This is a genomic window from Marinobacterium sp. xm-d-579 (assembly GCF_013282935.1).
Classification (GTDB): Bacteria; Pseudomonadota; Gammaproteobacteria; order Pseudomonadales; family Balneatricaceae; genus Marinobacterium_E.
Window position 1 is genome coordinate 304,706 of the sequence record NZ_WBYP01000001.1, and the last position, 24,711, is coordinate 329,416.

Below are 24,711 nucleotides of genomic sequence, written 5' to 3' on the forward strand. Positions count from 1 at the left end.
GCTCCTCAATAGTTATTCTTATAGAGAACCTGAAGGTTCAAATTTATTTGTTGTAATAAATTTTAGGCTACAGGGAAAATCGCAGCCAGTTTAGTTGCCAGCATAATATCGCCATCTGCCTGGATACGGCCACTCATAAACGCCTGCATGCCGTCAGTTTCTCCTGACATCACCTCTTCAAGTGTTTCAGTGTCCATTCGCAGGGTAACGGTCGCATCATCATTACTACCTTCTGTCACTTCGCAACTGCCGTCCTGTACAGTTACAAACCATTCACCACCGTCACTGATTTCATACTGGAACACTGCATCTGTGCCCGCTGCAGCATCTGCATTAAAGCGACTTTTCATTTCGGTAAAGATTGAATTCATATCAGCCATTTGTGTACTCCCGGAACTGTTTTTATTTTTAAGTTGATAACGTTTGGCGTTCAGTTTGAGCAGGCCGCGCAACATTGTGCGGCCTACTGGGTTGTTCAGAACTCTTTTCATACTGCCGCCCTAAAACGCAAACTTCTCTTGATCCAGTGCCATCAGGTTATCTGAGCCTGACTGCATAGTTACCACCAGAGAACGTGTGCGCGGCAGGATGCGTTCGAAGTAGAATTTAGCGGTTGCCAGTTTGGCTTCGTAGAACGCCTGATCACCCTCGCCTGCAGCCAGTTTTTCCTGAGCCACTTTTACCATTCGAGCCCAGAAATAACCCAGTACCACATAGCCGGAGTACATAAGGTAATCCACCGAAGCAGCTCCCACTTCATCTCGGTTCTGCATTGCTTTCATACCGATCTGCATAGTGAGTTCACCCCACTCTTTGTTCAGTTCAACCAGAGGTTTGATGAACGCCTGCAGTTCAGTGTTATCTGATTCAGCCTGACAGAACTTGTGTACGATTTTGGTAAAGCCTTTCAGAGACTCACCCTGAGACATCAGCACTTTGCGACCCAACAGGTCCAGCGCCTGAATCTGTGTGGTGCCCTCATACAACATTGATATGCGGCTATCACGTACGTTTTGCTCCATACCCCATTCGGAGATAAAGCCGTGACCACCAAAGACCTGCAAACCGTGGTTAGCGGATTCGAAACCCACTTCAGTCAGGAAGGCTTTGGCAATTGGTGTCAGGAATGCGAGCAGCGCATCTGCTTTCTCTTTTTCCTCACCTTCTGTCAGCTTCACCTGGTCTACGAGCTGTGCACAGTAATAGATTAATGCCCGACCACCCTCTGCAAAGGCTTTCTGGGTCAGCAACATCTTACGCACTTCAGGGTGAACAATGATTGGATCGGCAGGTTTATCCGGGCTTGCAGGACCATTCAATGAACGCATCTGCAAACGGTCTTTTGCGTAGACCAGAGAGTTCTGGAAACCCCATTCGGCATGAGCCAGGCCCTGCAATGCGGTACCCAGACGTGCAGTATTCATAAAGGTGAACATACAGTTCAGACCTTTGTTTGGCGGACCAATCAGATAACCTGTTGCATCATCAAAGTTCATGACACAGGTTGCGTTACCGTGAATGCCCATCTTGTGTTCAAGCGAACCGCAGGACACACCGTTGTTCTCACCCAGAGACTGTGGAAGATGTTTAGGCACAATAAACAGGGATATACCTTTAGTGCCTTCAGGTGCATCCGGAAGACGTGCCAGTACGATATGCACAATGTTGTCTGCCATATCGTGATCACCGGCCGAGATGAAGATTTTGGTGCCGCTTAGTTTGTAGCTGCCATCTTCCTGAGGCTCTGCTTTAGTTCGTAGCATACCCAGATCGGTACCACAGTGAGGCTCAGTCAGGCACATCGTGCCGGTCCACTCACCAGACACCAGTTTGGTCAGATAAGTTTCTTTCTGCTCATCGGTGCCGTGAGCATCCAGCGTATTCATCGCACCATGACTCAGACCCGGATACATACTCCAGGACCAGTTGGCTGTACCCACCATTTCATTGATGATGATACCGATGGATTCAGGTAAGCCCTGACCACCCCACTCCTCTTCATGAGCCAGCGATGGCCAACCACCTTCAACAAACTGCTGATAGGCTTCTTTAAATCCTTCCGGAGTTGTTACGGCACCATCACTCCACTGGCAGCCCTGCTGGTCGCCAATCTGATTCAATGGTGAAAGAACTCGCTCCGCAAATTTAGCACCCTCTTCCATGATCGCAGACACCATATCCGGAGTAGCATTTTCGCACCCAGGCAGGCTCTGATAGTGCTGCTCTGCATTCAATACTTCGTTCAGTACAAAATCCATGTCACGAAGTGGCGCTTTATATTCTGGCATTACATCATCCTCATCATTCTTGTTATGACTACCAGTTTTTGGAGGGTAATACTGATAGTTCCGCTGAACCTTTTTGCTGGTCCAACTAAGCTTTATTGGTTTTATTAAGCTTGGTTCAAAGGGCATGATCCGCCAATGACAAAACCCACCAGTTTTACTGACAAAAGATTTCAGAAACCATTAAAGCCAAGAATTACGAGGGATTGAGGGGCTGTTTACTTACATAAACAGCCAAAGAAAATGACAATTTCAATCAGAAGATGTTTTTACCCGGGAGGAGCTATTCGCCAGTCCTATGACAAACTGCCCAACAAGTGACGGCATAGGAGCAAATCGATAAGAGCAAAAAAAAAACAACCAACGGCAGAAGCGTCTGGTTATATAACTGCTCGATCAGGGAACCAAAAACAACCGATAACAGCATAGAAACCACACCAACAAAGCTGGAAGCAAAATGAAAAAGCTCCACTAGCTTAGGGAAATGGGATGGACTCCCCCAATCCCGGCATCTTGTGCCACATTGAAGGTGAGATAATCAATCGAATAGCAGGAGTCCACCATGAAAAGTATACGTATCGGTTTCGATTTGGCCAAAAACGTCTTTGAAGTTTTTGCTGTCGATCACCAAGAAAAGCCTGTTGTACGGAAAACGATCAAGCGCGCCAAGGTATTAGAGTTTTTCGCTCAACAGGAGCCCTGTATTGTGGGCATGGAAAGTTGCGGAGGGGCACACTACTGGGCCAGAGAGCTTCAGAAGCTCGGACATGAAGTTCGCATGATGGCACCCCAGTTTGTAGCGCCGTATCGTAAAAGTGATAAGAACGATCGCAATGATGCTGAGGCGATCTGTGAAGCGGCTAGCAGACCCAATATGCGATTTGTGCCGATTAAGAGCGAGGAGCAGCAGGCTGTATTAACGATGCACCGCGCTCGCAAATTGCTCGTTGAAGAACGCGTTGCATTGGTAAATCAGATAACCGTCATATTGGCTACTCCTCTTCACTATTTCCGCCGCACTGGAATAAACAATCTTTAGGGTTGGACCCATCTAAACGAAAAGGCATGATCTCTTTAATCTTTTTGGCCTGTTCTTCTGTCAATATGATTTCAGCCTGCTCTAGTATTGAAGTTGCATTGCGGTATATCGACATATGATGTTCTATATGCTGTTCAACGGCTTCCACAGGGATGTTTGGATCATTGAGGCGTTCGAAGAGCCGTTCCAGCTCTACTACGGCTTTATCTCGTTCTGCCTCAATCTGTTTTCGATGAAGAGGATCTTCCGTATCATAACCGAATTTACACTGCATGATGAAGAATATTCTTCAATTTCTCCTGCCGTTAACGGCTTAAGCTTCCTAAGTTCCTCTTTAAAATTCAATGAACGCTCATCATAGAAGCGATAGAGGTGTTGAATCGCTCGCTGATCCGTTCTAACAGTATTAACCCGCTTTCCTGATTGGAACCTCTGCAAAGTATAAGAAGCCGCTAGCGGATCAACAAGACCGCCTACCATCACAATTGGTAAGGTGATACCACCTAGTTTTTCAAATCTAACATCCTCAATTTTGATCTCTGCCATCTAATGAAACACCCTGTTTATTAAACGATTCGATTAAGACAGCTTAGTATAAAATTAAGAAATTATTTGAAACGATCGGTTTATGAACGAATATTTTTACTTCGATTGAAGAATGAAACACTTCAATTTAGAACAAGAAAGGCAAGAAACAAAAAAGGCTCCTATGAACAGGAGCCTTTGGAAATCTATCAACAGCTATTGAAACAGTTTCTTATTTATTCACGGCATCTTTCAGAGCCTTACCTGGCTTGAAAGATGGTAGAGTCGCTGCAGAGATCTGGATTGGCTGACCAGTCTGTGGGTTACGACCAGTGCGTGCTGCACGCTCTTTAACACCAAAAGTACCAAAACCAACTAGTGCAACAGAGTCGCCTTTAGCTAGTGCGCCAGTGATTGCTTCTAGAGCTGCGTCTAGAGCGCGGCCAGCAGCTGCTTTTGGAAGATCTGCAGATGCAGCAATAGAATCGATAAGTTCTGATTTGTTCACGTTGTGCCCCTTAAAAGAGAGTATGTTTTGTTTGTTTTGTGTTATGAAATAACCGTAAACACTTTATACCAACTGTTTAAAACCAGTGTCAACATTAAAAACCCAGAAAATACGGTGTTTTCAGCGAGTTTCATAAAATTGACACTTAAGTCTAGTGTGCCGTTCTTGACCCAGTAGTTAATTTTTCACCTTTAGTCTCACTGGTTAGCTCTTCAACTTCGGCATCATCCAATGGAACAGGCTGCTCTACTAATGCAACTTCCAACACCTGATCAATCCATTTAACCGGCTTAATCTCTAAATCTGCCTTAATGTTATCTGGAATCTCTTTCAGATCTCGGCGGTTCTCTTCTGGAATAAGCACCGTTTTAATACCACCGCGGTGCGCAGCAAGTAGCTTCTCTTTGAGACCACCGATAGGAAGAACCTGACCTCGCAGAGTAATCTCACCCGTCATGGCCACATCTGAGCGAACAGGAATCCCTGTCAACGCTGAAACAAGAGTCGTACACATACCGATACCAGCACTGGGACCATCTTTTGGTGTTGCGCCTTCAGGAACGTGGATATGAATATCCTGTTTTTCATGGAAGTTGGGTGCGATGCCTAGAGACTGAGCGCGATTCCGAACGACCGTCAAAGCGGCTTGGATCGACTCTTTCATGACATCGCCTAATGAGCCTGTCAAAACCTGACGGCCTTTACCTGGAACTACTGCACTCTCAATGGTCAGAATATCACCACCGACTTGCGTCCAAGCCAACCCTGTTACTTGACCCACCTGATGCTCATCTTCTGCACGGCCAAAGTTAAACTTCTGAACCCCAAGGTAGTGCTCAAGGTTATCACTGTTCACAAGAACGGATTTAGCGGTTGATTCACCGAGCGCAATCTCTTTAACGACTTTACGAGCGACTTTAGCCACTTCTCGTTCAAGGCCACGCACACCCGCTTCACGGGTGTAGTATCGAATCATATCGATGATCGCTGAATCATCAATCTCCAACTCTTTCACCTTAAGGCCATTCTGTTTGATCTGTTTAGGGATCAAATAGCGACGTGCGATGTTCAGCTTTTCATCCTCTGTGTAACCCGGGATGCGAATAATCTCCATACGATCCAACAATGGACCCGGAATGTTCATCGAGTTAGAGGTACAGACAAACAACACTTCAGAGAGATCATAATCCACCTCTAGGTAGTGATCATTGAAGGTGCTGTTCTGCTCAGGGTCCAGCACTTCTAGTAGAGCAGATGCAGGGTCGCCACGCTGATCCATACCCATCTTATCGATCTCATCAAGAAGGAATAGCGGGTTTTTAACACCGACTTTGGCCATCTTCTGAACTAGCTTACCTGGCATAGAGCCAATGTAGGTTCGACGGTGACCACGAATCTCGGCTTCATCTCGCACACCACCCAGCGCCATACGGATGTATTCACGATTGGTCGCTCGGGCGATAGAACGCCCTAAAGAGGTTTTACCGACGCCAGGAGGTCCGACTAAACAGAGAATTGGACCACGCAGCTGACGTACACGCTTCTGTACCGCTAGGTACTCAAGAATACGCTCTTTGACCTCATCCAAGCCAAAGTGATCTTTATCCAATACTGCTGAAGCACGCTTCATATCCAGACGAACTTTAGAGCGTTTGCTCCAAGGAATCTGTAGCATCCAATCGATGTAGCCACGAACAACGGTCGCCTCAGCGCTCATTGGTGACATCATTTTTAGCTTATTGAACTCAGCTTTAGTTTTATCCAACGCTTCTTGCGGCATACCCGCTTCATCAATGCGTTTTTCTAGCTCGTCGAGCTCTCCACCGCCATTCTCATCCAGATCACCCAGCTCCTTCTGAATCGCTTTCATCTGCTCATTCAGATAGTACTCGCGCTGACTCTTCTCCATCTGTTTCTTCACACGACCGCGAATGCGCTTTTCAACCTCGACTAGATCAATTTCAGACTCCATCAGTGACATCAAATGCTCTAAGCGAGCTTTCGCATCCAGCATTTCGAGAATGGACTGTTTTTGATCAAGCTTAAGCGACATATGAGCCGCGATCGTATCGGCCAAACGACTTGGCTCATCGATGTTATTCAACGAGGTCATGACCTCATTGGGGATCTTTTTGTTAACTTGGATGTACTTCTCGAACTGTTCCAGCGTCGAACGCTTGTAGAGCTCAGCCTCAGACTGGGCAACCTCCTCCTCTTCAAGCACTTGAAGGTGAGCCGCATAGTGCTCAGCCTCTTCAAAGAAATCGCTAATAGAGGCTCGATACTCACCTTCAACTAACACTTTTACAGTGCCGTCTGGCAGCTTAAGCATTTGCAATATGGTCGCGACCGTACCTGTATGAAAAAGATGATCCATCTTAGGCTCATCTTCAGAGGCACTGCGTTGTGCAACTAACAGAATCTGTTTGTCACGCTGCATCGCCTCTTCCAAAGCTTGGATCGACTTTTCGCGTCCAACAAACAGAGGGATGACCATGTGAGGGTATACAACCACGTCTCGAAGCGGGAGAACCGGTAGTTCAATTTGAACACTGCTCTGATTATTTTCCATGATGCATACCTCTGTAGTGAATCTTTTACCGATCTATAAACTGACTATAAGTCATTTATGGGGATCCGTTACGAAAATGCAAGCTTGGGAGCCTAAGATGTCATGGACTTATTCGTAGGCTCCCTAGAACAGCCCACAAATTGAAAAACGTCTCTAATGAGGCGCTTTAGGTGTCTAGTAAACAATCTCGAGTTATTTATAGTAAGCCTGTTCACGCTGACTGTGGTCTGTGACATCTCGAACCCCGACCAGACCAGGTACTTTTTCAATTAGAGTCGCCTCAACACCGTCTTTTAGGGTCATATCAACGGCACTACAACCCTGACAACCACCACCGAAACGAAGGATAGCGACAAGTCCAGCCTCCTCTTCAGAGACCTCTTCGAGCTTAACTTCGCCACCGTGTGAAGCTAGACCGGGATTAACCTCTGAGTAGAGAATGTAGTTAATCTGCTCTTCGATTGGGCTGTCGGCAGACACCTTAGGCACTTTGGCATTCGGCGCTTTAATCGTTAACTGACCGCCCATACGATCAGTAGCATAGTCAATAAACGCTTCATCAAGGTAGGGAATGCTGTTCTTCTCAATGTAGAAGCGAACCTGTTCAAGCTGCATCACCTCGTCCTCATCATTGACCTCATCAGGACGGCAGTAAGCTAGACAAGTTTCCGCATAGGTTGTGCCCGGTTGTGTCACAAACAGACGGACCGCAATGCCTTCAACGTTCTGCTTCTCTAGAAGCTCGGCAAGGTAACCTTGTGCACCTTCTGTCACTTCAATATTTAACATCAAAACTCTCCAGTAGTCGTACCGATAATGCGCTATAGGATAGCGAGTTATTAATTCCGAGTAAAACACTCAATTATTTAAACGTAACGATTTTCTCTCTCACTTGTTACAATTTGCTCATCCACCGGAGAGCACTCATGCTAGAGCACAGTCTGTTTACATCTTTCTTTCTTATTTTTACCGGCGCAGCGGTGCTAGCATCTGTAGCACTGTTTACACGCCAGCCCTTGCTTGTTGCTTATATTGTGCTTGGGGCACTGCTCGGACCTTACGGTCTTGAACTGGTCTCCGATACTAATCTACTCAGCGATATCGCTCATATCGGCATCATCTTTCTGCTGTTCTTACTGGGTTTGGATATGCAGCCTGCCCATCTGATCCATATGCTCAAGAAGGCAACACTGGTGGCGATTGCCAGTTCGGCACTGTTCTTAGGCTTAGGTTTTAGCGTGGGTAGCCTGTTTGGATTCAGTCAGGCTGAGTCAGTTATCATCGGTGCTGCAGTGATGTTCTCCAGCACGATCATAGGGATTAAGCTGCTACCCACGACCGTCCTACACCACAAACACACCGGAGAACTGGTCGTCGGTCTTCTACTGTTGCAGGACGTGATCGCCATTATTGTCCTGTTGATACTCAACTCGGGAGGTGACAGCGATCCGATGAGCAGTTTCGTCAAATCGGCCATCGCACTACCGGCATTGGGTATTTTTGCATGGGCAGGCGTTCGCTATGTCATTTTGCCCTTACTGATGAAGTTTGACCGTTTTCATGAATACATTTTCTTAGTGGCGATTGGCTGGTGTCTTGGCATGGCTGAGGCGGCAAAACTGGGTGGCCTTTCGGCCGAAATGGGTGCCTTTATCGCGGGCATTGCTCTGGCAACCAGCCCAATTTCGCAATACATCGCAACCAATCTAAAACCGTTGCGCGATTTTTTCCTAATTCTATTTTTCTTCTCAGTCGGCGCCAGCTTCAATTTAAATCTAATTGGATTAATCATAGTACCTGCGCTGATCTTAACCATCGCCGTTCTGCTATTAAAACCGGTTATTTTCCGACTGCTTTTAGGTCGAATCAGTGAATCACCTTCAATAGGCTGGGAGATAGGCTTTCGTTTGGGACAAATCTCTGAGTTTTCGTTACTGATTGCCTATCTCGCTTTTGCAGGTGGTTTAATTGGCACTGAAGCATCCCACGTTATTCAGGCCACCGCTATTTTAAGCTTTCTGTTATCGACCTACATCGTCATCTTTAACTACCCTTCACCAATCGCGGTTAAAGATTCGCTTAGAAAAGATTAACTGGCCTAAAAGCCGACATTTAAGAGTATTAAGTTCCCATGCGCAGACGCACCGTTAGATATGGCGGCCCTAAAAAGGCCCCTGCAAAAGCCACTCACTCCCTGCCAGAGAGTATTCAGATTGAATCTCTCTCTTTGGAAGGTCGGGGAGTCGCAAGAGTCGACGGCAAGGCACTGTTTATCCAGGGAGCACTACCAGGTGAAACGGTCAGTGCTACTTTGACTAAAGCAGGTAAGCGCTTTGATGAGGCGGTTGTTAAGGAGATTCAAACGGGTTCAGATGCCCGTATCCAACCTAGCTGTGATTATGCTGGTGAGTGCGGTGGCTGTGATCTTCAGCATTTAGACCCTGAGCGTGCAGTAGAATTGAAGCGTGACCAGATACTCAGCACACTTAAGCGTCAATCCAATCTTGAGCCACAGATCACTGAGCCCCCTATCGTCTCGGAACAAAAACTCAACTACCGCCGCTCCGCTCGTGTCGGTATTAATCAACGTGAAAGTGGTGATTTAATCATCGGTTTTAGACGTTCTGAATCTAATAAGCTTATTGATATACCTAGCTGTCCCGTCCTGACCGATCGGTGTAACCGTTTTTTAGGCGCACTGCGCGAAAGCCTGGATGGACTGGATAAACTTAAGACATTAACGCATCTCTCTTTGAGCGATGGCGACAACTTACTGGCGGTTGAGATACGTGCTAAAAAGCGCCCATCAGACGAGATTATGGGTGCCCTAACCTCACTAGCCGTCAATGAGGGCATCAACTTACGAGTGAGTTTTAATGATCAAACCCTGACTCTGAATAGCATTGAAGAGCCGGAGTTCATCAATAGACAGCGTGATATCCGTTATCAGTTTGATACCAATGACTTTATACAGGTGAATGCTTCTGTCAACGAAGCTCTCATTGAGTGCGCAATTGAGTGGCTAAAGCCTAAGCAAGAGGATCGTCTTCTCGATCTTTTCTCAGGGCTCGGTAACTTTAGCCTACCTTTAGCAAAACTGACCAAAGAGGTGGTGGCAGTTGAGGGCGTTTCAGCTATGGTCGAACGCTCACAAGCCAATGCAGCACTCAATGTGATCGACAACTTAACATCCATCAAATCAGATCTTAGCAACGTCAATACAGAGACAGCTTGGTTGAATAGCCCGTACGATCTTATTCTTCTTGATCCGCCAAGAAGTGGTGCGGCTGACCTGATTCCTCACCTGCAAAATCTTGGAGCAAGAGCCATCCTCTACATCGCATGTGACCCAATGTCGCTGGTGCGCGACAGTAAAACACTGTCTGATATTGGCTTTTCAATGACGCGATTCACAGTCGCTGATATGTTCCCGCAGACTCATCACGTCGAATCAATTGCACTGTTTGAGCCGACACCATGATCCAGTGTCACTATGAAGATCAGGATATGCTGATCTTAGAAAAACCGGCTGAAATGCTCTCTGTCCCCGGACGAGGAGAGGATAAGCAAGACTGCTTATGGAGTCGTGCCGTTGAACAGTGGCCTGATGCGTTGATCGTGCATCGTCTCGACTGTTCAACGTCAGGGCTGATGGTGCTTGCTCGCTCAAAAATGACTCATCGCGAGCTCAGCATACAGTTTCAAAATCGTATTCCATTCAAACGATACGCCGCCCTAGTCAGCGGCGAAATGAGTCAAGCTGATGGCTGGGTTGAACAACCCCTTCGTTGTGACTGGGATCGCCGTCCCCTTCAGATCATTGATCACGAACAGGGAAAGCATGCGCTCACCTTCTACCGTAACCGAGGCCTGGAGCTAATCAATGGGCACACAGCCACTCGATTATCACTCTACCCGATTACTGGGCGTTCCCATCAGCTTAGAGTCCACTGCCAATACCTGGGTCAGCCAATATTAGGCGACAACCTATATGCTGAAGGGGAAGCGTTGACCTGTTCAGATAGACTGATGCTCCACGCTGACCTACTTGAGCTTCACCACCCTATTTCTGGAGAACGCCTGAGCTTTTCATCCCCCGCTCCCTTCTAAAGACAAAAAAAGCCGGCATATTAAGCCGGCTTCTTGATGCGTTTTGATTGGAATTAAAAAGTAATTCCAAGACGGCGACCCACCTCTTCATAGGCTTCGATGACACCACCCAGCCCCTGACGGAAGCGGTCTTTATCCATCTTTTCACGGGTCTCTTTATCCCACAGACGACAGCCATCTGGAGAGAACTCATCACCTAATAACACTTCACCATTGAAGACGCCAAACTCAAGTTTGTAATCCACCAGTAACATACCAGCATCATCAAACATCTTCTTCAACACATCGTTAACTTTGAAGGTCAGTTCTTTTGCTGTGGCTAGATGAGCAGGCTCAGCCCAACCAAAGGTCTCAACAAGAGACTCATTGACCATCGGGTCACCCAACGCGTCGTTCTTAAGAAATAGTTCAAAGGTCGGCGGATTCAGCTCCAGCCCCTCTTCGACGCCGATACGGCGACAAAGCGAACCCGCTGAGATATTACGAACAACACACTCAACAGGCATCATGTCGAGTCGTTTTACCACAGATTCGTTATCAGACTGCAGCTCAACGAAATGAGTTGGAATACCCGCATTCGCAAGAGCCGTCATAATAAAAGCGTTGAACTTATTATTGACCATACCTTTACGATCAAGCTGTTCCATCTTTTTGCCATCGAACGCAGAGGTATCGTCTCTGAACTCCATGATCATTAGATCTGGGTTATCAGTCGTAAATACCGATTTCGCTTTACCGGCATATAGCTCTTCACGCTTTTCCATTCAAAACTCCAAAGCAGTTGCATGTAAGTGCAACCTATAATCAAAGAGGTAGATTATCCTTAATCAACCATAGAAGCTGTTCAGCACCACCCGCATCAGCAGGCTTACCTTTATCATCATTGACCGTCAACAAAACACCAGTACGAGCACGATTGAAGCTCAACTGAAAACGTTTAAACAGTTCAAGTTCGCCAGTCGCATCGTTAAGACGCTTCTGGTTATCTTGCCCAAAGACATAAACGACTCGACCGCCCATCCAAACTTTAAAGCCTTCCATCGCTTGAAGCTCTTCCTGAGTCGCTTGCGCACCAGAGACAATCGCATTGGGGTCTGAACTATAAGCAACATCTTTGGGTTGATTTTTATCGCCACTACCTATGAGCAAATCTGTGTTAATAGTAATAGGACCTACTTCCCTATTTCGCAACCACTCAAAAAATCCCTGTGGCTTTTCTTTCGCTACAGTCTGTTTAAACGTTAGGTAGATAACTCCGTCTTCTCGATCGCGAGTACCTACGTCGACGCCGGCACTATCAAGAGCTTTATTCACAAGTTCCCAAGCCTGATCACCACTGGTTTTAACATTCAACAAGGGACGGTTACGTGAGTCACGCCCCATAGTCGCCGTTAAACGGTCGGCAGTTTGGAACTGAGATAGAGTAGGCGCGGTAGAAGCAACATCCCCCTTACCCAGGTAGTTCAACATAGCAAACATGATCTCATTAGAGTACGCCAACTCAGTCGCATCACTGCTCCAATCAAGTTCGCTCTTATCAGCACTCAATGCAATCTGAGCATGCTCCATGCTGATGGCTGTTCTCTCGGTGTTATCAGGGTCAGGACGCAAACGCACTCGCAGTTTGTTGAGTGAGGGCTCATTTGCTTCAGAGTTAAACTTAACGGTATTCAATAGACGCTGAAAGTAGTTAAGATCCTCGCCTGCAACCTCTATCCACTCAGATTCCATCACGCCCGTTTTTGGGTCTGCAATGGCCAGGTTGATGTTGGCATCCTGCCAGAATGGCTTTAGTTCAACCCACACCTGGTCAATCAGCTCATCGACCAGAATGACACGCTCACCTTCAAGTGGTCGAATCGATGCACGATCATTGCCATCAACGGCAAAAAAGAACTCTGGGCGAGGCGCTTCTGGAACCAGTTCGTTTGATACGGCTTCTGATTCATTTATCTCAGGAACCTGAAGTAGATCTTCAGTGCTCTTGGCATTGATACCCTCAGGGATGACAAGACGTTTACCCGGCTGTGCAAGAGCGTACTCTTGACCGCGATCACGGATAACACCCTTCTCGCCGTATATCGGGTTCGACTTGATTGCATCCTGCATCGTACAACCCGATACAACCAACGTTCCACACAGCATCCAAAAGCGAGCGTTCATAGTAGGGACCTTAAATCAAACCTGTCTGTTTCAGCGCAGCAACAACCGTTGGGCGATTCTCTTCAGATAGCGGCGTCAAAGGCAGACGAATCCCCTGACCAATCAAACCCATCTCATACATGGCCCATTTCACTGGAATAGGGTTGGATTCAACAAATAGATCTTTATGCAGCGGCATCAGCTTCTGCTGTAGTGCTCGAGCTTCGTCGAACTTTTTATCCAAGCCGAGCTGGCATAACTCGGCCATCGCCTTAGGCGCTGCGTTAGCGGTAACAGAGATATTCCCGTGACCGCCAGCAAGAATGAGCTCGATCGCGGTGGCATCATCGCCTGAGTAGATTGCGAAGTCGGCTGGTGCGTTATCGATCAGGTATTGAGCACGCTCGATATCACCGGTCGCCTCTTTGATTCCGACGATATTTTTCACCTCAGCCAGACGAAGCGTTGTCTCTGGCAACATATCACAGGCCGTACGACCGGGAACATTGTAGAGAATCTGAGGAATATCAACGGCTTCAGCGACCGCTTTGTAGTGTTGGTAGAGACCTTCTTGAGTCGGTTTGTTGTAGTAAGGGGTCACCAAAAGACAGGCATCAGCACCCGCCTCTTTGGCACCGCGAGTCATCTCAATCGCTTCACGAGTAGAGTTAGCGCCTGTACCGGCAATGACCGGCATTTTGCCTTTACAACGTTCAACAACGCGAGCCACCACCTCTAGGTGCTCATCATAATCCAGTGTCGCAGACTCTCCAGAGGTGCCTACAGCAACAATTGAGGCTGTGCCCTGTTCGATGTGCATATCGACAATGCGATCTAAAGCCTGCCAATCAATATCACCGTTATTGTGCATCGGTGTTACCAGCGCAACGAGGCTGCCAAGAATCATATATTTCACCTTATTATGGCTCGGTTGCTGATCTCTAAGGAGTTATCCTTTTAATGATCAGCAAGAATACTATTTAGCCAACCATTTTAAACGATTTCCGGGTAACATTCGTAGAGGCACAGTAACTTTTTATTGCATTACTAGGAGATAAAGATGGTTGAAGTCGGTCAAACAGCTCCGGACTTTGAAGCAAAGGACCAGAATGGAGAGACAATCACGCTAAGTCAGTACAAGGGTAAAAAGGTTGTTCTCTACTTCTACCCTCGTGACAACACGCCTGGCTGTACCGCTCAAGCTTGCGACCTGCGAGATAATATTGAGCGATTGGCGGACAATGGCTATCAAGTGATCGGTGTGAGCACAGATTCAGAGGCCAAGCATCGTAACTTCATCGAAAAGTATGATCTTCCCTTTCCACTTATTGCCGATACTGACAATGCCGTTCATGAACTCTACGGAACCTGGCAGCTGAAAAAGAATTACGGCAAAGAGTACATGGGTACGGTCAGAACCACCTTCATCATCGATGAGCAGGGCAAGGTTTCTAATGTAATTGCCAAAGTCAAAACCAAAGAGCACACCGCTCAGATATTGGGCGACTGATCGATACGATAAAGGGTGCCTCAGCACCCCTTCTTTTTAAAATTGACGATCCAACTTACCCTGCATCAGATGGGGGCAGTTCATCCGCTGTAGGCCAAGCTGAAACGATCGACTTAACCAGAGTCGCCAACGGGATAGCAAAGAACACACCCCAGAACCCCCATAGCGTTCCAAACACCAATACAGCGACAATGATAGAGACCGGGTGCAAATTAACCGCTTCGGAAAAGAGCAAGGGTACAATCACGTTACCATCGATCGCCTGAATGATCGTATAGGCAAGCATTAGGTAGAGAAACTGATCGCTCCAGCCCCATTGAAAGAAGGCAATCAGCGCCACTGGGACAGTCACCACCGCAGCACCGATATAAGGAATCAACACCGACAGACCAACCAACAAACCAAGTAGCGCAGCATAGTTGATACCCAGCAGTGCAAAAGAGATAAAGGTAGCGACACCAACGATTAAAATTTCAATCGCCTTACCGCGGATATAGTTAGCCAACTGAGAGTCCATCTCGTTCCAGACCTGATCCATCATCTCCCGCTTCTTAGGCAGAAATGCAGTCCAACCAGCGATCAAACGATCACCGTCCAACAGGAAGAAGAGCACCAGAATAGGCACCAAAACGAAGTAGATCAGCGCGGTTAACACACCCGTTAGAGAGCTTAACGAGAAGCTAAGTAGCCACTGCCCTAACTGACTCAGCTCAGCGGCAGCGGTGCCGATAAGGTTGCGAATCTGTTCAGCAGAGACCAATTCAGGGTAGTTCTGAGGGAGCAGCATCAATACCTGCTGCAGCTTGGTCACCATGCCGGGCAGCTCATTGAACAGGTTCACCAACTGCGTCCAAACAGCAGGGAGAATGAACAGGAACATTGCTACAACAAAACCGGTAAAGGCGATAAACATCGTTGCAACGGCACTTTTGTGACCCAAGCCAATGCTTTTCAATCGATTGACACCGCCCTGCATCATGAAAGCAAGAATGAGCCCTGCAAAGACCGGAATCAGCGCACCACCTAAGTGCCAAATCACCAAACCAGAGACAAACAGCAGTAAAAAAAGCAACAGTGCCTCCTCATTTGAGAAGTAACGTTGTACCCATTTACTAAAAATCTTTTGCATCGCTCAATTAACCTCTGCGAAGAAGGTGAATATAGGTTTGGTTGTTCTCTGTCGTAGAGATCAACTCATGATTCGACAGATCAGCATAAGCTTTAAAGTCACGTACAGAACCCGCATCCGTCGCAATCAACTCAAGGACCTGCCCCACTTCAAGGCTGTTCAGCGCCTGCTTGGCTTTCAATAACGGCAGCGGACAAGCTAAACCGGTCGCGTCGACTCTTTTATCAATGTGAATCTCTGTCATACTAAAGTCAGTGTAAAAAGCGAATCTATCGGCGCAATGTAACTGATATACAGAACAAAGGCTATGCTACCTCTGATGCGAACCCCTTTAATCATTCTACTATCCAGCCTTATCTGCTTTAACGTGCAAGGCTCAGAGAACCTGCCCTCCCTAGCAGGCAGCACCAACTCGAGCTATCAGCTTGAGCAGGAGAGAGCACTTGGCCAAGCCTGGATGCGCATGATGAAAGCCCAAGCCCAGCTTCTGGACGATCCCATCGTCGAAAGCTACCTCAAAGATCGACTCTGGTATCTATCACCCTTTTCTGAGCTACAAGATAAACGGTTAGATCTGTTGGTCATCGACCAACAGGAGGTTAATGCCTTTGCCGCACCGGGTGGCATCATTGGTATCAATGCGGGTCTACTGTTAGCAACAGAGACAGAAGATCAATTAATGTCGGTCATCGCTCACGAGTTTGCCCACTTAAGTCAGCGTCACTTTGCACAACAACAAGCGGCCAGCGAGCAGCGACAACCACTGGTATTAGCAGGCATCGTCGGCAGCATTTTGCTCTCCAGCATCAACCCCAACGCAGGAGCGGTCGCACTTCAAGGCACTATCGGTGCTTCTGAAAATGCTCGACTTAGTTTCAGTAGACAAAATGAGCTCGATGCAGACCAAGCAGGCATGCGCACGCTGGTTGCCGCAGGGTATGACCCTCAAGCGATGCCACAGATGTTTGCACAGCTAGCCCAAGCCAATCGCTTTTCGGGCAGCGCTGTACCCGAGTTTTTACGAACCCACCCAGTAACTGAATCGCGAATCGCTGATTCCACTAACCGTGCCATGAATTTACCGAGCGCAAATGCAGAGCATCGTGACTACCAAAACTTTATGATTGCTAAAGCGAGAGTCGCCATTAAATATGGCGCTGAAAATCAGTTACTAAACAACTCAGAATTAGATGAGTCAGCCAAGCATTTCACTCACTACTTAAAAGCGTTATCTGTGAATAACAGCGACAAAGCGCAAAACCATTGGGAGGCACTCCCCAAAACCTGGCAACAACACCCTTGGGTACAGCTCAGTCGTTTAACTGAACTCTCTCTCAGTGGGCAACCAACTGAGCCGTTAATCGAAGAGCTGATGGATCTATACCCTAATGACTTTGCCGTGCAAGCGACACTGGCCAAGACCTATAGAGAGCAGGGAAACGTCTCACAAGCGATCAGCCTTTACAGAAAACTGCTTAGAGATCACCCCAACAATACACTGTTTTTATACCATCTCGCTGAGCTCTATGGCTTGATCAATGATATAGAGCAGCTTCACCGTACCCGAATTGAGTTCTTTTTTCAGCGAGCTGAGTTTGATCTAGCGCTCAGACAGGTAGAGTTTGCCCGCAGGGATGCTAGAAACAATAGAGTTCAACTGGGTTGGCTCGAACAGAGGGAGAGAGAGATTCGAGCAGACCAACTGAGGTTTGATGAACTGTTTAAATAAAGGTTGATGTGAGCAACAGGGAGAGTCACTCACTCAATTAGAGATTAGCGGGCTTGAAAGCTCAACATTCTCTCAAGTGGGCGAAGCGCACGTTGACGAAGCTCTGGATCGACAAAGACCTCTTCACGGCCATGACGCAGTCCATCCAAAATATTTTGAAGGCCGTTCATTGCCATCCAGGGACAGTGTGCGCAACTTCGACAGGTTGCACCAGAACCTCCGGTGGGTGCTTCAATAAAGGTTTTGCCTGGAGCAGCCTGCTGCATCTTAAAGAAGATGCCTCGATCGGTTGCTACAATGAACCTATCGTTTGGTAGATCATGAGCCGCTTTGATTAACTGACTGGTAGAGCCCACTGCATCGGCAAGCTCGACAACAGAAGCGGGCGATTCTGGGTGAACAAGCACCGCAGCGTCTGGGTAGACCGCTTTAAGATCTAACAACCCTTTCGCTTTAAACTCTTCATGGACAATACAAGAGCCATCCCACAACAGCATCTCTGCGCCCGTTTGATTCTCGATGTAACTACCCAGGTGCTTATCAGGGCCCCAGATGATCTTTTTATCCTGATCAACCAGATGTTCAACGACTTGCAGTGCGATACTCGATGTCACCACCCAGTCCGCTCTGGCCTTCACCTCGGCAGAGGTATTGGCATAAACAACCACTTCATGATCAGGATGTGCATCACAAAACGCACTAAAGTCTTCGATAGGACAACCGATATCAAGTGAACAGGTTGCTTCCAAAGTAGGCATCAAGATGCGCTTATCTGGGCTAAGAATCTTAGACGTCTCACCCATAAATTTTACACCAGCGACCACAAGAGTAGATGCCGAGTGATTAGCACCAAAACGCGCCATCTCAAGCGAATCAGCAACACAACCACCGGTCTTCTCTGCCAGTGCTTGAACCAGAGGATCAGTGTAATAGTGAGCAACCAGGCATGCATCGCGCTCTTTCAGCTCAACCGCTATCTGCTCTTCAAGATCAGCGACTTGAGCAGGCGTGAGATCACTTGGCAGATGCTCTTGAGCAAAATGCTCTTGCACCATAATGCGTTGATCAAGATCTGCTTTTGTTTGCATAGCAACCTCAAAAAGTGACGTTTCAAGCGACGTCGTAACGAGTCAATTAGTTAAGAGTTAAACTGAGATATAACGTGTCGGATCGGGAACACCCGCATCATCAAAGCCTTTCGCTCGCAAGCGGCAACTGTCACAGCGACCGCAAGCCCTGCCATCATCGTCTGACTGATAGCAGGAGACAGTCAAAGCGTAGTCCAGACCCAAGCGATGACCGGCTTGAATGATCTCTGCTTTGGTAAGATCGATCAAAGGGGTCTCAATTTTGAATGGCTCACCCGTGATGCCGTTTCTAGTCGCTAGATTTGCCATCTCTTCGTAGGCTTTAATGAACTCTGGACGACAATCAGGGTAGCCCGAATAGTCCACGGCATTAACACCTATAAAGATCGCATCGGCATGCAATACTTCCGCCCAGGCCAACGCCATGGAGAGAAAAATCGTATTACGAGCTGGCACATAGGTGATAGGCACACCTTCGGTTTCACCCTCAGGCACCTCAATCGAACTATCGGTCAGGGCAGAGCCACCGAACTGAGCAAGATCAAGCGAGAAGACACGATGCTCTTTTGCACCAACAGAGGCGCAAACCGCCTTGGCCGCATTCAGTTCAGTCAAAGCGCGCTGCCCATAGTCAAAGCTTAGCGCGTAACACTCATAACCTTGATCAGCAGCAATCGCCAATACCGTAGCAGAGTCAAGGCCGCCTGATAGCAGGACGACCGCACGTTTCATCTTTTGATTCATAGTTATGAGCGAGGCTTGTAGTTACGAGCTAGGCCAGCAGCAGAGCTTTTAGGATACTCATCAAGCAGCTGTTTAAAACTGCTCTGTTGCGCTGCAGAATCACCCAAACGATCCTGCACAACACCCAGTTTATAAAGTGCATCTGGGCGCTTGCGATGGCCAACAAACTGAGAAACCACCGTTTCAAATGCGGCTTTAGCTGAATCTAGTTGCTGTTGAGCAAGCTTCACTTCGCCAATCCAGTAGTAGGCATTCGCTAGGTTATCACTGCTAGGATAGGTCTGAATAAACTGTTCAAAGGCTTGAACTGACTCATCAAACTTACGTTCACGAACCAGTGTAAACGCCTGCTGGTAAGCCACTCGATCACTGACTGTAGGTTCAGCAGGGGCTACAGGTGCTTCCGCCTCAACAGGAGAACCAGCGACGGTCGTCTCAACTGGCTGTGTCGCAGCAGCGCTACTTGATACGGGTGCATTTGTTTCGGAAGCAGCCCGATTCTCACCGAGAGCCACACTTGGAGACGCTGTCTCAGCAACAACAGGGTTAGACGTAACTTGGTCAGCAACAACAGGAGCCGGCGCAGCAAGCGGGTCAGCTTGTTGAAGCACTAAAGAGCTTAGGCGGCGATCCATATCACGGTAACGATCCAACTGCTCTTTTTCGAGCTTTTGTAGACGATACTGCTGTGTCTCGATCTCACCACGCAACTGACGAACCTCAGCCTGCAACTGCTGCAAAAGAAGAACCAGTTCACTGTTGGCAGATTGGGAATGTTGTGCCGCAGAAACAGAACTGCTGGCAATAGTGCCAGCAGTCAGTAGAGCAATCAGTAGACGCAATTTCATTAGCGGCTAGTGTAGCTCAGTTCTACACGACGGTTTAGCGCCCACTCAGCTTCAGTGTGGCCAAGCATAGCTGGCTTCTCTTCACCGTAAGAGATAGTTTCGATCTGGTTGCTACCAGCACCGTTAACCATCAGAAGACGAGCAACGGCGTTAGCACGCTGTTCACCCAGTGCAATGTTGTACTCACGAGTACCACGCTCATCAGCGTGACCTTCTAGACGAACAGTTGCACCTGGGTTGTTCGATAGATACTTAGCATGCGCTTCAAGATCAGAGAAACCTTCTTGTTTAACAACAGCCTGATCGAAGTCGAAGTAGAAAACGGTGCGCAGTTTAGCAACTTCAGCAAAAGAGCCAGCAGTCACATTGCTGCCATCAGCGCCTTGAGTGGTTGCTGCATTATTGGTAGCTGCACCATCTGCACCGCCATCCGTTGTTGTGCTAGTTGAACTACAACCTGCAACAAGCGCTACGGCTGCTGCAAGTGCTGCTACTCGAGTCATTGCGATTGCGCGCATCGTCAATCTCCTAAAATAAATTTTTATTGGTCCTATTGGATAGTGCTTAAACTATAGGCTGAGCTAAAGGATTTCAAGCGACTACCTAAAAAAACTTAAGAAACCTGCTCAATCCCGACCAGAGTCCAGTTTCCAGAGTCTAAATCCGCATCTCGACTGAGGTGCCATGCTTCTGCAAACGGTGTAGTGGTGGCCGAACCGTTTTCACGAATTTCACCTTCAAAATAGAGGCTTACAATGTGTTCACCCAACAGCGTTTGGAAGTTAGCCAACTCAACATCAACTGACAAAACCTCAGTTACTTGGTTTTCTGGTAACACCATTCGATTGGTTTTAAGCGACTGCAATAGCTCTGGTGAGGTGTAAGAAGAGATCTCCTGCCAATCTTGACGATCCCATGCACTCTGCAAATTTTTGAAGTGATCCTTAGCGCCGGCCAGGAAAGCGTCTTCATCAAACCACTCAGGCGTATCAATCTTAGCGAACGTCGCGCTCATACCTGAAGCGTTTGAAGCACCACCCAATCCCTGTTCAGCATTTCTAGCCATGGGTACTTCATTCGGGGCGTAACCTCCCTGAGAGGCGCCAGCATAAGCAGCCCTTCTTTGCGACCCGAACAGTTTAAACAGCATAAAGATGACCAGACCAATCAACAGCATATCCATCAGCTGGATACCCTCAAAGGCACCACCGAAAAAGAGAGCTCCCAGAATACCGCCGGCCAATAGTCCACCCATTAAACCACCCATACCCGCTTTACCGCCTGCCGTTGAGGTCGGTGCCGTTTTTGATCCGGTTTGAGCAGGAGCCACCTGTTTGGTCGGAGCCGGAGCCGCCTTCTTAGGCATGGAGTAGCTTTTGCCCAAGCTAAAACCGCCACCAAAACGTTTAGCCTCCGCTTGATGGGGGATAGCTGCCACCAAACAAAATGCAAACAGGAGCGTAAAGAGTTGTTTCATTATTGTATAAACCTCAGATCAATTAACGGTTTTAATTCGGTTCTGTCGAATACCAGCTATCACTCGTCTTACGACGGCCAACCAGATGCCGAGCACAATGAGGGCAATTCCGACTAGATGGAAGCTGTGCATAGTCTCATTCAACACCAAGATAGACAAGAGTGTGCCGAATACCGGAATCAGATAGATAAACAGCCCCGCCGTCGACGCGCCCAACTGCGCCACACCACGATTCCAGAAAGAGTAAGAGAGTATCGACGGAAAGATCGCAATATAGACCACAACCGCCCAGACTGGCGTTTCGAGGGTCGGCATGACAAAGCCACCCTGCTCAAACAGTGCAAATGGGAAGATCACCAGCAAACCAATCAGAACCGACAGCCCGAAAAAGGTGAACGGCTCGAGCTCTTTAGGTTTGAACTTTAAGGTGATCGAGTAGAGAGCCCAAGTCACAATCGCAGCCAATATCCAGACATCCCCTGGGTTAAGATGCAGTGAGGCAATTCGCTGCAACTCACCTTGGGTAATTAATACCAGAACTCCCATCAGTGATGCCGCAATCCCTAACCACTGCAGCCCACCCACAGACTCTTTGAAGAGTAGCCGGTTCAACAACAAAATTAGAACGGGAATAATCGCATGCATCAAAGTAGTGTTTGTCGCGGTGGTCGTCTCAACCCCCAAATAGATGAACGTGTTGAAACACCCGACACTGGTGAGTGATAACCAAAAGAGCAGTGGAAAATGCGCTTTTATAATTGGCCATTGCCGAATCGCTTTGGGCAGCCAGAAAGGCAATAGGATCAAAAAGGCGAGTCCCCAGCGTAAAAATGCCATCAATAGTGGGTCGGCAATATCAGCCACTCCTTTAGCCGCGACATGATTACCCGCCCAAAATAGTGGCGTTAAGATCAACAATAGATAGGCGATCAACGTGCATTTCCTTTAGCAAAATAACTCAACAGACCGTAATGCGGCTCTTCACCTGTCACAACGTAATTGAGAGTACGAGCGTTCTCAAACAACCAGCGCTGTTGAGACAGGTCCGCCCCTCTCCCGGCAAACAGGATCTGATCTCCCAACTGCAGCTCAGTCAGCTCACCCGGCTCGATCATAAATTGATCACCACGCTTCACCAGCAGAGCCAAACATTTCAGCTCCTTTGCTCGATCTGCTGGGGATTTGAGTAGTGATCGTAACGTCAATGTCTGACCAGATTCTATCCACTCTTTTACTGCAGGCGTCTCTTCTCCCAGTGTAAAAGCCTGAATGCGAACCTGGCCATCACCTACCAAGCGATTTAGGCGCTGAATGAGCTCTCTGGCATCCACTTCATCAAGCGCCATCGATTGGTCTAAAAACTCAGCCAGCAAAGGTGTACGCAGATGAGCCAGAATGCGACTGGCAATGGTGCGACCGGGGTTCATAACAAAATCAGCTTTGAGCCGTTCAAAAATTAACTCATTAGAGTCCAAGTTTTGGCGAACAACCGTCTGCAACCTAGGATTTAATTCGCGAGCCGTCATGATGATCGACAGATTATCCGCATCATTACCTGTACCAGCAATAATACCCACCGCTTCTTCAACACCCGCTTGAATCAGGGTAGATGCCTCGGTACCTATACCGACAATCGATGTGGGCTCATCACCTCTGAAGCTATCCATATGAGGATCCACTAACGTAATTTCTGTCCCCTCAGCACGCATTGAGCCAGCTAACGCGCGACCAAAGCGACCATAGCCACATAAAATCCATCGACCCGATTGATGCTTATAGGTTGATGCGATTGAGCGGTGCTCAGAGTAAATTAGCCAATCAACGATCAGGTGCTTTTGCGGGCTGTGGGCCGCTAGGCCAAGGTACTCGGCAAACTGCTTAAAGGGGTCAACTACCAGATCGGTGCCAAAGGAGTAGAGGTTGGCAGTGGTCGTATCATTTTCGCTGCGGCTCACCACAATGCGTTTCGGATAGAGCAGCTTGCTGGCAATCGAGACCGACAGATTGACGTTATCATCATTGGTCAGGGCCAACACACCCAGACAACTTGAGTTCTGCAAACCGGCCAGATCGAGATTTTCTGGCAGTGAAGCATCGGCACATAGACCCACCACCGGCAGTGAATACTGTTCAAGTTCTAAAGCATCAATTCGGCTCTGATCGATATCGATGACCACTGACTTGATACCCTGTTGCTCTAGTCCAGCCACCACATCTCGGCCCGTTGTGCCAAAGCCACAAATTAGATAGAAGGGCTCTCGAATCGATCGAACTTGATGAGCAAAACGGCGAGTGCGCAACAGACGCGAGAATCCTTGATCTTGCAGCACACTCAACATGGCACCGATGGCATAGAGCCAAGCAATGACGGTTGCGTAGATGCAGACCAGGGTCCACATCCGCTGAGCACTGGTGAATGGGTAAGGAATCTCACCAAAACCGATGGTGGAACCCATAAACGAGACAAAGTAGAAGGCGTGGAAGAAATCCATACGCCAAGGCTGACCCTGATCATCAAGCCCAGGTATTAAAACAAACCCAAGCACAGAGACGGCGTAAACGCCGATTAGAACGCTCAGGGGCAGTCTTAGCCGCCTAAGTAGGATATAGAGCAGCGTATTCATCGACGAATCGACGCACTCTCAACCACTAGCAGAACCACCGACACAACATTCGCCACCAGTGCGCCAGCTGCAAGCGACACAATACTGGCCATCGTCCCATCCGTCATTCCTAGTGACGAGATCTGCTCTGCATAGGCCCAGACCACAGCAGCGGCAATCAATTGCAAATCGGCAACCAAGCTAGTCGCCAGCAGCAGTGCTCCAAGGTGGCTGCGGTCACCAAACTTCAACACCGTACAAATTAAACTAACCACCAGGGCCAAAAAGAGCTCAAACACTTCATGATGTGCAGGGTTATCGATATCCCCAAGAACAAAGCCGACATTCAGCGTCAGGGCTAAGATGATAAAGAATCCAAATACAACCTTTTCACGGTTCATC

At 47.9% G+C, this 24,711-nt stretch carries 24 protein-coding genes and 1 pseudogene; 6 read left to right on the plus strand and 19 right to left on the minus strand.

Annotated elements, in window-relative coordinates; all coding sequences use genetic code 11:
• Positions 1-62: 62 nt before the first annotated feature.
• Entirely contained in the window at positions 63-380 is a 318-nt protein-coding gene (locus XMD579_RS01565; RefSeq protein ID WP_173480453.1) for an SCP2 sterol-binding domain-containing protein, read from the minus strand.
• A gap of 120 nt (positions 381-500) precedes the next feature.
• Positions 501-2,288: an acyl-CoA dehydrogenase C-terminal domain-containing protein gene (locus XMD579_RS01570; protein ID WP_173488544.1), complete on the minus strand. Its 1,788-nt coding sequence runs from the start codon at positions 2,286-2,288 to the stop codon at positions 501-503.
• 559 nt (positions 2,289-2,847) lie between these two features.
• Between XMD579_RS01570 and XMD579_RS01575 the strand changes: the two are divergent.
• Positions 2,848-3,276 (plus strand): annotated as a pseudogene (locus XMD579_RS01575) (IS110 family transposase); the annotation flags it as partial.
• A 243-nt stretch (positions 3,277-3,519) separates the two neighbouring features.
• Here XMD579_RS01575 and XMD579_RS01580 read toward each other — a convergent pair.
• From XMD579_RS01580 to nfuA, 4 genes are all read right to left on the minus strand, one after another.
• On the minus strand, positions 3,520-3,870 hold the full coding sequence (locus tag XMD579_RS01580) for a hypothetical protein (RefSeq protein ID WP_173505699.1): 351 nt from the start codon (positions 3,868-3,870) through the stop codon (positions 3,520-3,522).
• A 211-nt stretch (positions 3,871-4,081) separates the two neighbouring features.
• Complete coding sequence (locus XMD579_RS01585; protein WP_173480450.1) at positions 4,082-4,357, minus strand: HU family DNA-binding protein; 276 nt, start codon at positions 4,355-4,357, stop codon at positions 4,082-4,084.
• 151 nt (positions 4,358-4,508) lie between these two features.
• The gene (lon, locus tag XMD579_RS01590; protein WP_173483354.1) at positions 4,509-6,929 is read right to left on the minus strand and encodes an endopeptidase La; all 2,421 of its coding nucleotides are present in this window, start codon (positions 6,927-6,929) and stop codon (positions 4,509-4,511) included.
• A gap of 192 nt (positions 6,930-7,121) precedes the next feature.
• On the minus strand, positions 7,122-7,718 hold the full coding sequence (gene nfuA / locus XMD579_RS01595) for a Fe-S biogenesis protein NfuA (RefSeq protein WP_173480448.1): 597 nt from the start codon (positions 7,716-7,718) through the stop codon (positions 7,122-7,124).
• Positions 7,719-7,855: 137 nt separating this feature from the next.
• Between nfuA and XMD579_RS01600 the strand changes: the two genes are divergently transcribed.
• The 3 genes from XMD579_RS01600 to XMD579_RS01610 are packed head-to-tail and all read left to right on the plus strand — an operon-like array spanning position 7,856 to position 11,039.
• Complete coding sequence (locus tag XMD579_RS01600; RefSeq protein WP_173488540.1) at positions 7,856-9,022, plus strand: cation:proton antiporter; 1,167 nt, start codon at positions 7,856-7,858, stop codon at positions 9,020-9,022.
• A 38-nt stretch (positions 9,023-9,060) separates the two neighbouring features.
• The gene (gene rlmD / locus XMD579_RS01605) at positions 9,061-10,410 is read left to right on the plus strand and encodes a 23S rRNA (uracil(1939)-C(5))-methyltransferase RlmD (protein WP_173505700.1); all 1,350 of its coding nucleotides are present in this window, start codon (positions 9,061-9,063) and stop codon (positions 10,408-10,410) included.
• Complete coding sequence (locus XMD579_RS01610; RefSeq protein ID WP_173480445.1) at positions 10,407-11,039, plus strand: RluA family pseudouridine synthase; 633 nt, start codon at positions 10,407-10,409, stop codon at positions 11,037-11,039. The genes rlmD and XMD579_RS01610 overlap by 4 nt, the downstream gene beginning before the upstream one ends.
• A 53-nt stretch (positions 11,040-11,092) precedes the next feature.
• On the opposite strand, the gene purC is transcribed toward XMD579_RS01610, so the two are convergent.
• The 3 genes from purC to dapA are packed head-to-tail and all read right to left on the minus strand — an operon-like array spanning position 11,093 to position 14,088.
• Positions 11,093-11,803, minus strand: coding sequence for a phosphoribosylaminoimidazolesuccinocarboxamide synthase (gene purC / locus XMD579_RS01615; RefSeq protein ID WP_173480444.1), 711 nt, complete (start codon positions 11,801-11,803; stop codon positions 11,093-11,095).
• Positions 11,804-11,843: 40 nt separating this feature from the next.
• Positions 11,844-13,202 carry an outer membrane protein assembly factor BamC gene (gene bamC / locus XMD579_RS01620; protein ID WP_173505701.1) on the minus strand — a complete coding sequence of 453 codons (1,359 nt, stop codon included), beginning with the start codon at positions 13,200-13,202 and terminating at the stop codon, positions 11,844-11,846.
• Positions 13,203-13,212: 10 nt separating this feature from the next.
• Positions 13,213-14,088: a 4-hydroxy-tetrahydrodipicolinate synthase gene (dapA, locus tag XMD579_RS01625; protein WP_173483358.1), complete on the minus strand. Its 876-nt coding sequence runs from the start codon at positions 14,086-14,088 to the stop codon at positions 13,213-13,215.
• Positions 14,089-14,241: 153 nt separating this feature from the next.
• On the opposite strand from dapA, the gene bcp reads away from it, so the two are divergent.
• Positions 14,242-14,691, plus strand: a complete 450-nt coding sequence (gene bcp, locus XMD579_RS01630) for a thioredoxin-dependent thiol peroxidase (RefSeq protein WP_173505702.1) — start codon at positions 14,242-14,244, stop codon at positions 14,689-14,691.
• Positions 14,692-14,746: 55 nt separating this feature from the next.
• Here bcp and XMD579_RS01635 read toward each other — a convergent pair whose 3' ends face one another.
• Complete coding sequence (locus XMD579_RS01635; protein WP_173480440.1) at positions 14,747-15,820, minus strand: AI-2E family transporter; 1,074 nt, start codon at positions 15,818-15,820, stop codon at positions 14,747-14,749.
• Positions 15,821-15,827: 7 nt separating this feature from the next.
• Positions 15,828-16,064, minus strand: a complete 237-nt coding sequence (locus tag XMD579_RS01640; protein ID WP_173505703.1) for a sulfurtransferase TusA family protein — start codon at positions 16,062-16,064, stop codon at positions 15,828-15,830.
• Between the two features lie 63 nt (positions 16,065-16,127).
• Between XMD579_RS01640 and XMD579_RS01645 the strand changes: the two genes are divergently transcribed.
• The gene (locus tag XMD579_RS01645; protein WP_173505704.1) at positions 16,128-17,549 is read left to right on the plus strand and encodes a M48 family metalloprotease; all 1,422 of its coding nucleotides are present in this window, start codon (positions 16,128-16,130) and stop codon (positions 17,547-17,549) included.
• Between the two features lie 44 nt (positions 17,550-17,593).
• On the opposite strand, the gene nadA is transcribed toward XMD579_RS01645, so the two are convergent.
• From nadA to XMD579_RS01685, 8 genes are all read right to left on the minus strand, one after another.
• Positions 17,594-18,637: a quinolinate synthase NadA gene (nadA, locus tag XMD579_RS01650; protein WP_173505705.1), complete on the minus strand. Its 1,044-nt coding sequence runs from the start codon at positions 18,635-18,637 to the stop codon at positions 17,594-17,596.
• A gap of 57 nt (positions 18,638-18,694) precedes the next feature.
• On the minus strand, positions 18,695-19,369 hold the full coding sequence (queC, locus tag XMD579_RS01655; RefSeq protein WP_217363676.1) for a 7-cyano-7-deazaguanine synthase QueC: 675 nt from the start codon (positions 19,367-19,369) through the stop codon (positions 18,695-18,697).
• Between the two features lie 14 nt (positions 19,370-19,383).
• Entirely contained in the window at positions 19,384-20,229 is an 846-nt protein-coding gene (ybgF, locus tag XMD579_RS01660) for a tol-pal system protein YbgF (protein WP_173480435.1), read from the minus strand.
• Positions 20,229-20,747 carry a peptidoglycan-associated lipoprotein Pal gene (gene pal, locus XMD579_RS01665; protein ID WP_173480434.1) on the minus strand — a complete coding sequence of 173 codons (519 nt, stop codon included), beginning with the start codon at positions 20,745-20,747 and terminating at the stop codon, positions 20,229-20,231. The genes ybgF and pal overlap by 1 nt, the downstream gene beginning before the upstream one ends.
• 95 nt (positions 20,748-20,842) lie before the next feature.
• Positions 20,843-21,706 carry a Tim44 domain-containing protein gene (locus XMD579_RS01670; RefSeq protein WP_173505706.1) on the minus strand — a complete coding sequence of 288 codons (864 nt, stop codon included), beginning with the start codon at positions 21,704-21,706 and terminating at the stop codon, positions 20,843-20,845.
• A gap of 18 nt (positions 21,707-21,724) precedes the next feature.
• The gene (locus XMD579_RS01675; protein WP_217364067.1) at positions 21,725-22,639 is read right to left on the minus strand and encodes a DMT family transporter; all 915 of its coding nucleotides are present in this window, start codon (positions 22,637-22,639) and stop codon (positions 21,725-21,727) included.
• Positions 22,636-24,330, minus strand: a complete 1,695-nt coding sequence (locus tag XMD579_RS01680) for a TrkA family potassium uptake protein (RefSeq protein WP_173505707.1) — start codon at positions 24,328-24,330, stop codon at positions 22,636-22,638. The genes XMD579_RS01675 and XMD579_RS01680 overlap by 4 nt, the downstream gene beginning before the upstream one ends.
• Positions 24,327-24,710: a DUF6394 family protein gene (locus XMD579_RS01685; protein ID WP_173480431.1), complete on the minus strand. Its 384-nt coding sequence runs from the start codon at positions 24,708-24,710 to the stop codon at positions 24,327-24,329. The genes XMD579_RS01680 and XMD579_RS01685 overlap by 4 nt, the downstream gene beginning before the upstream one ends.
• Position 24,711: the final 1 nt, after the last annotated feature.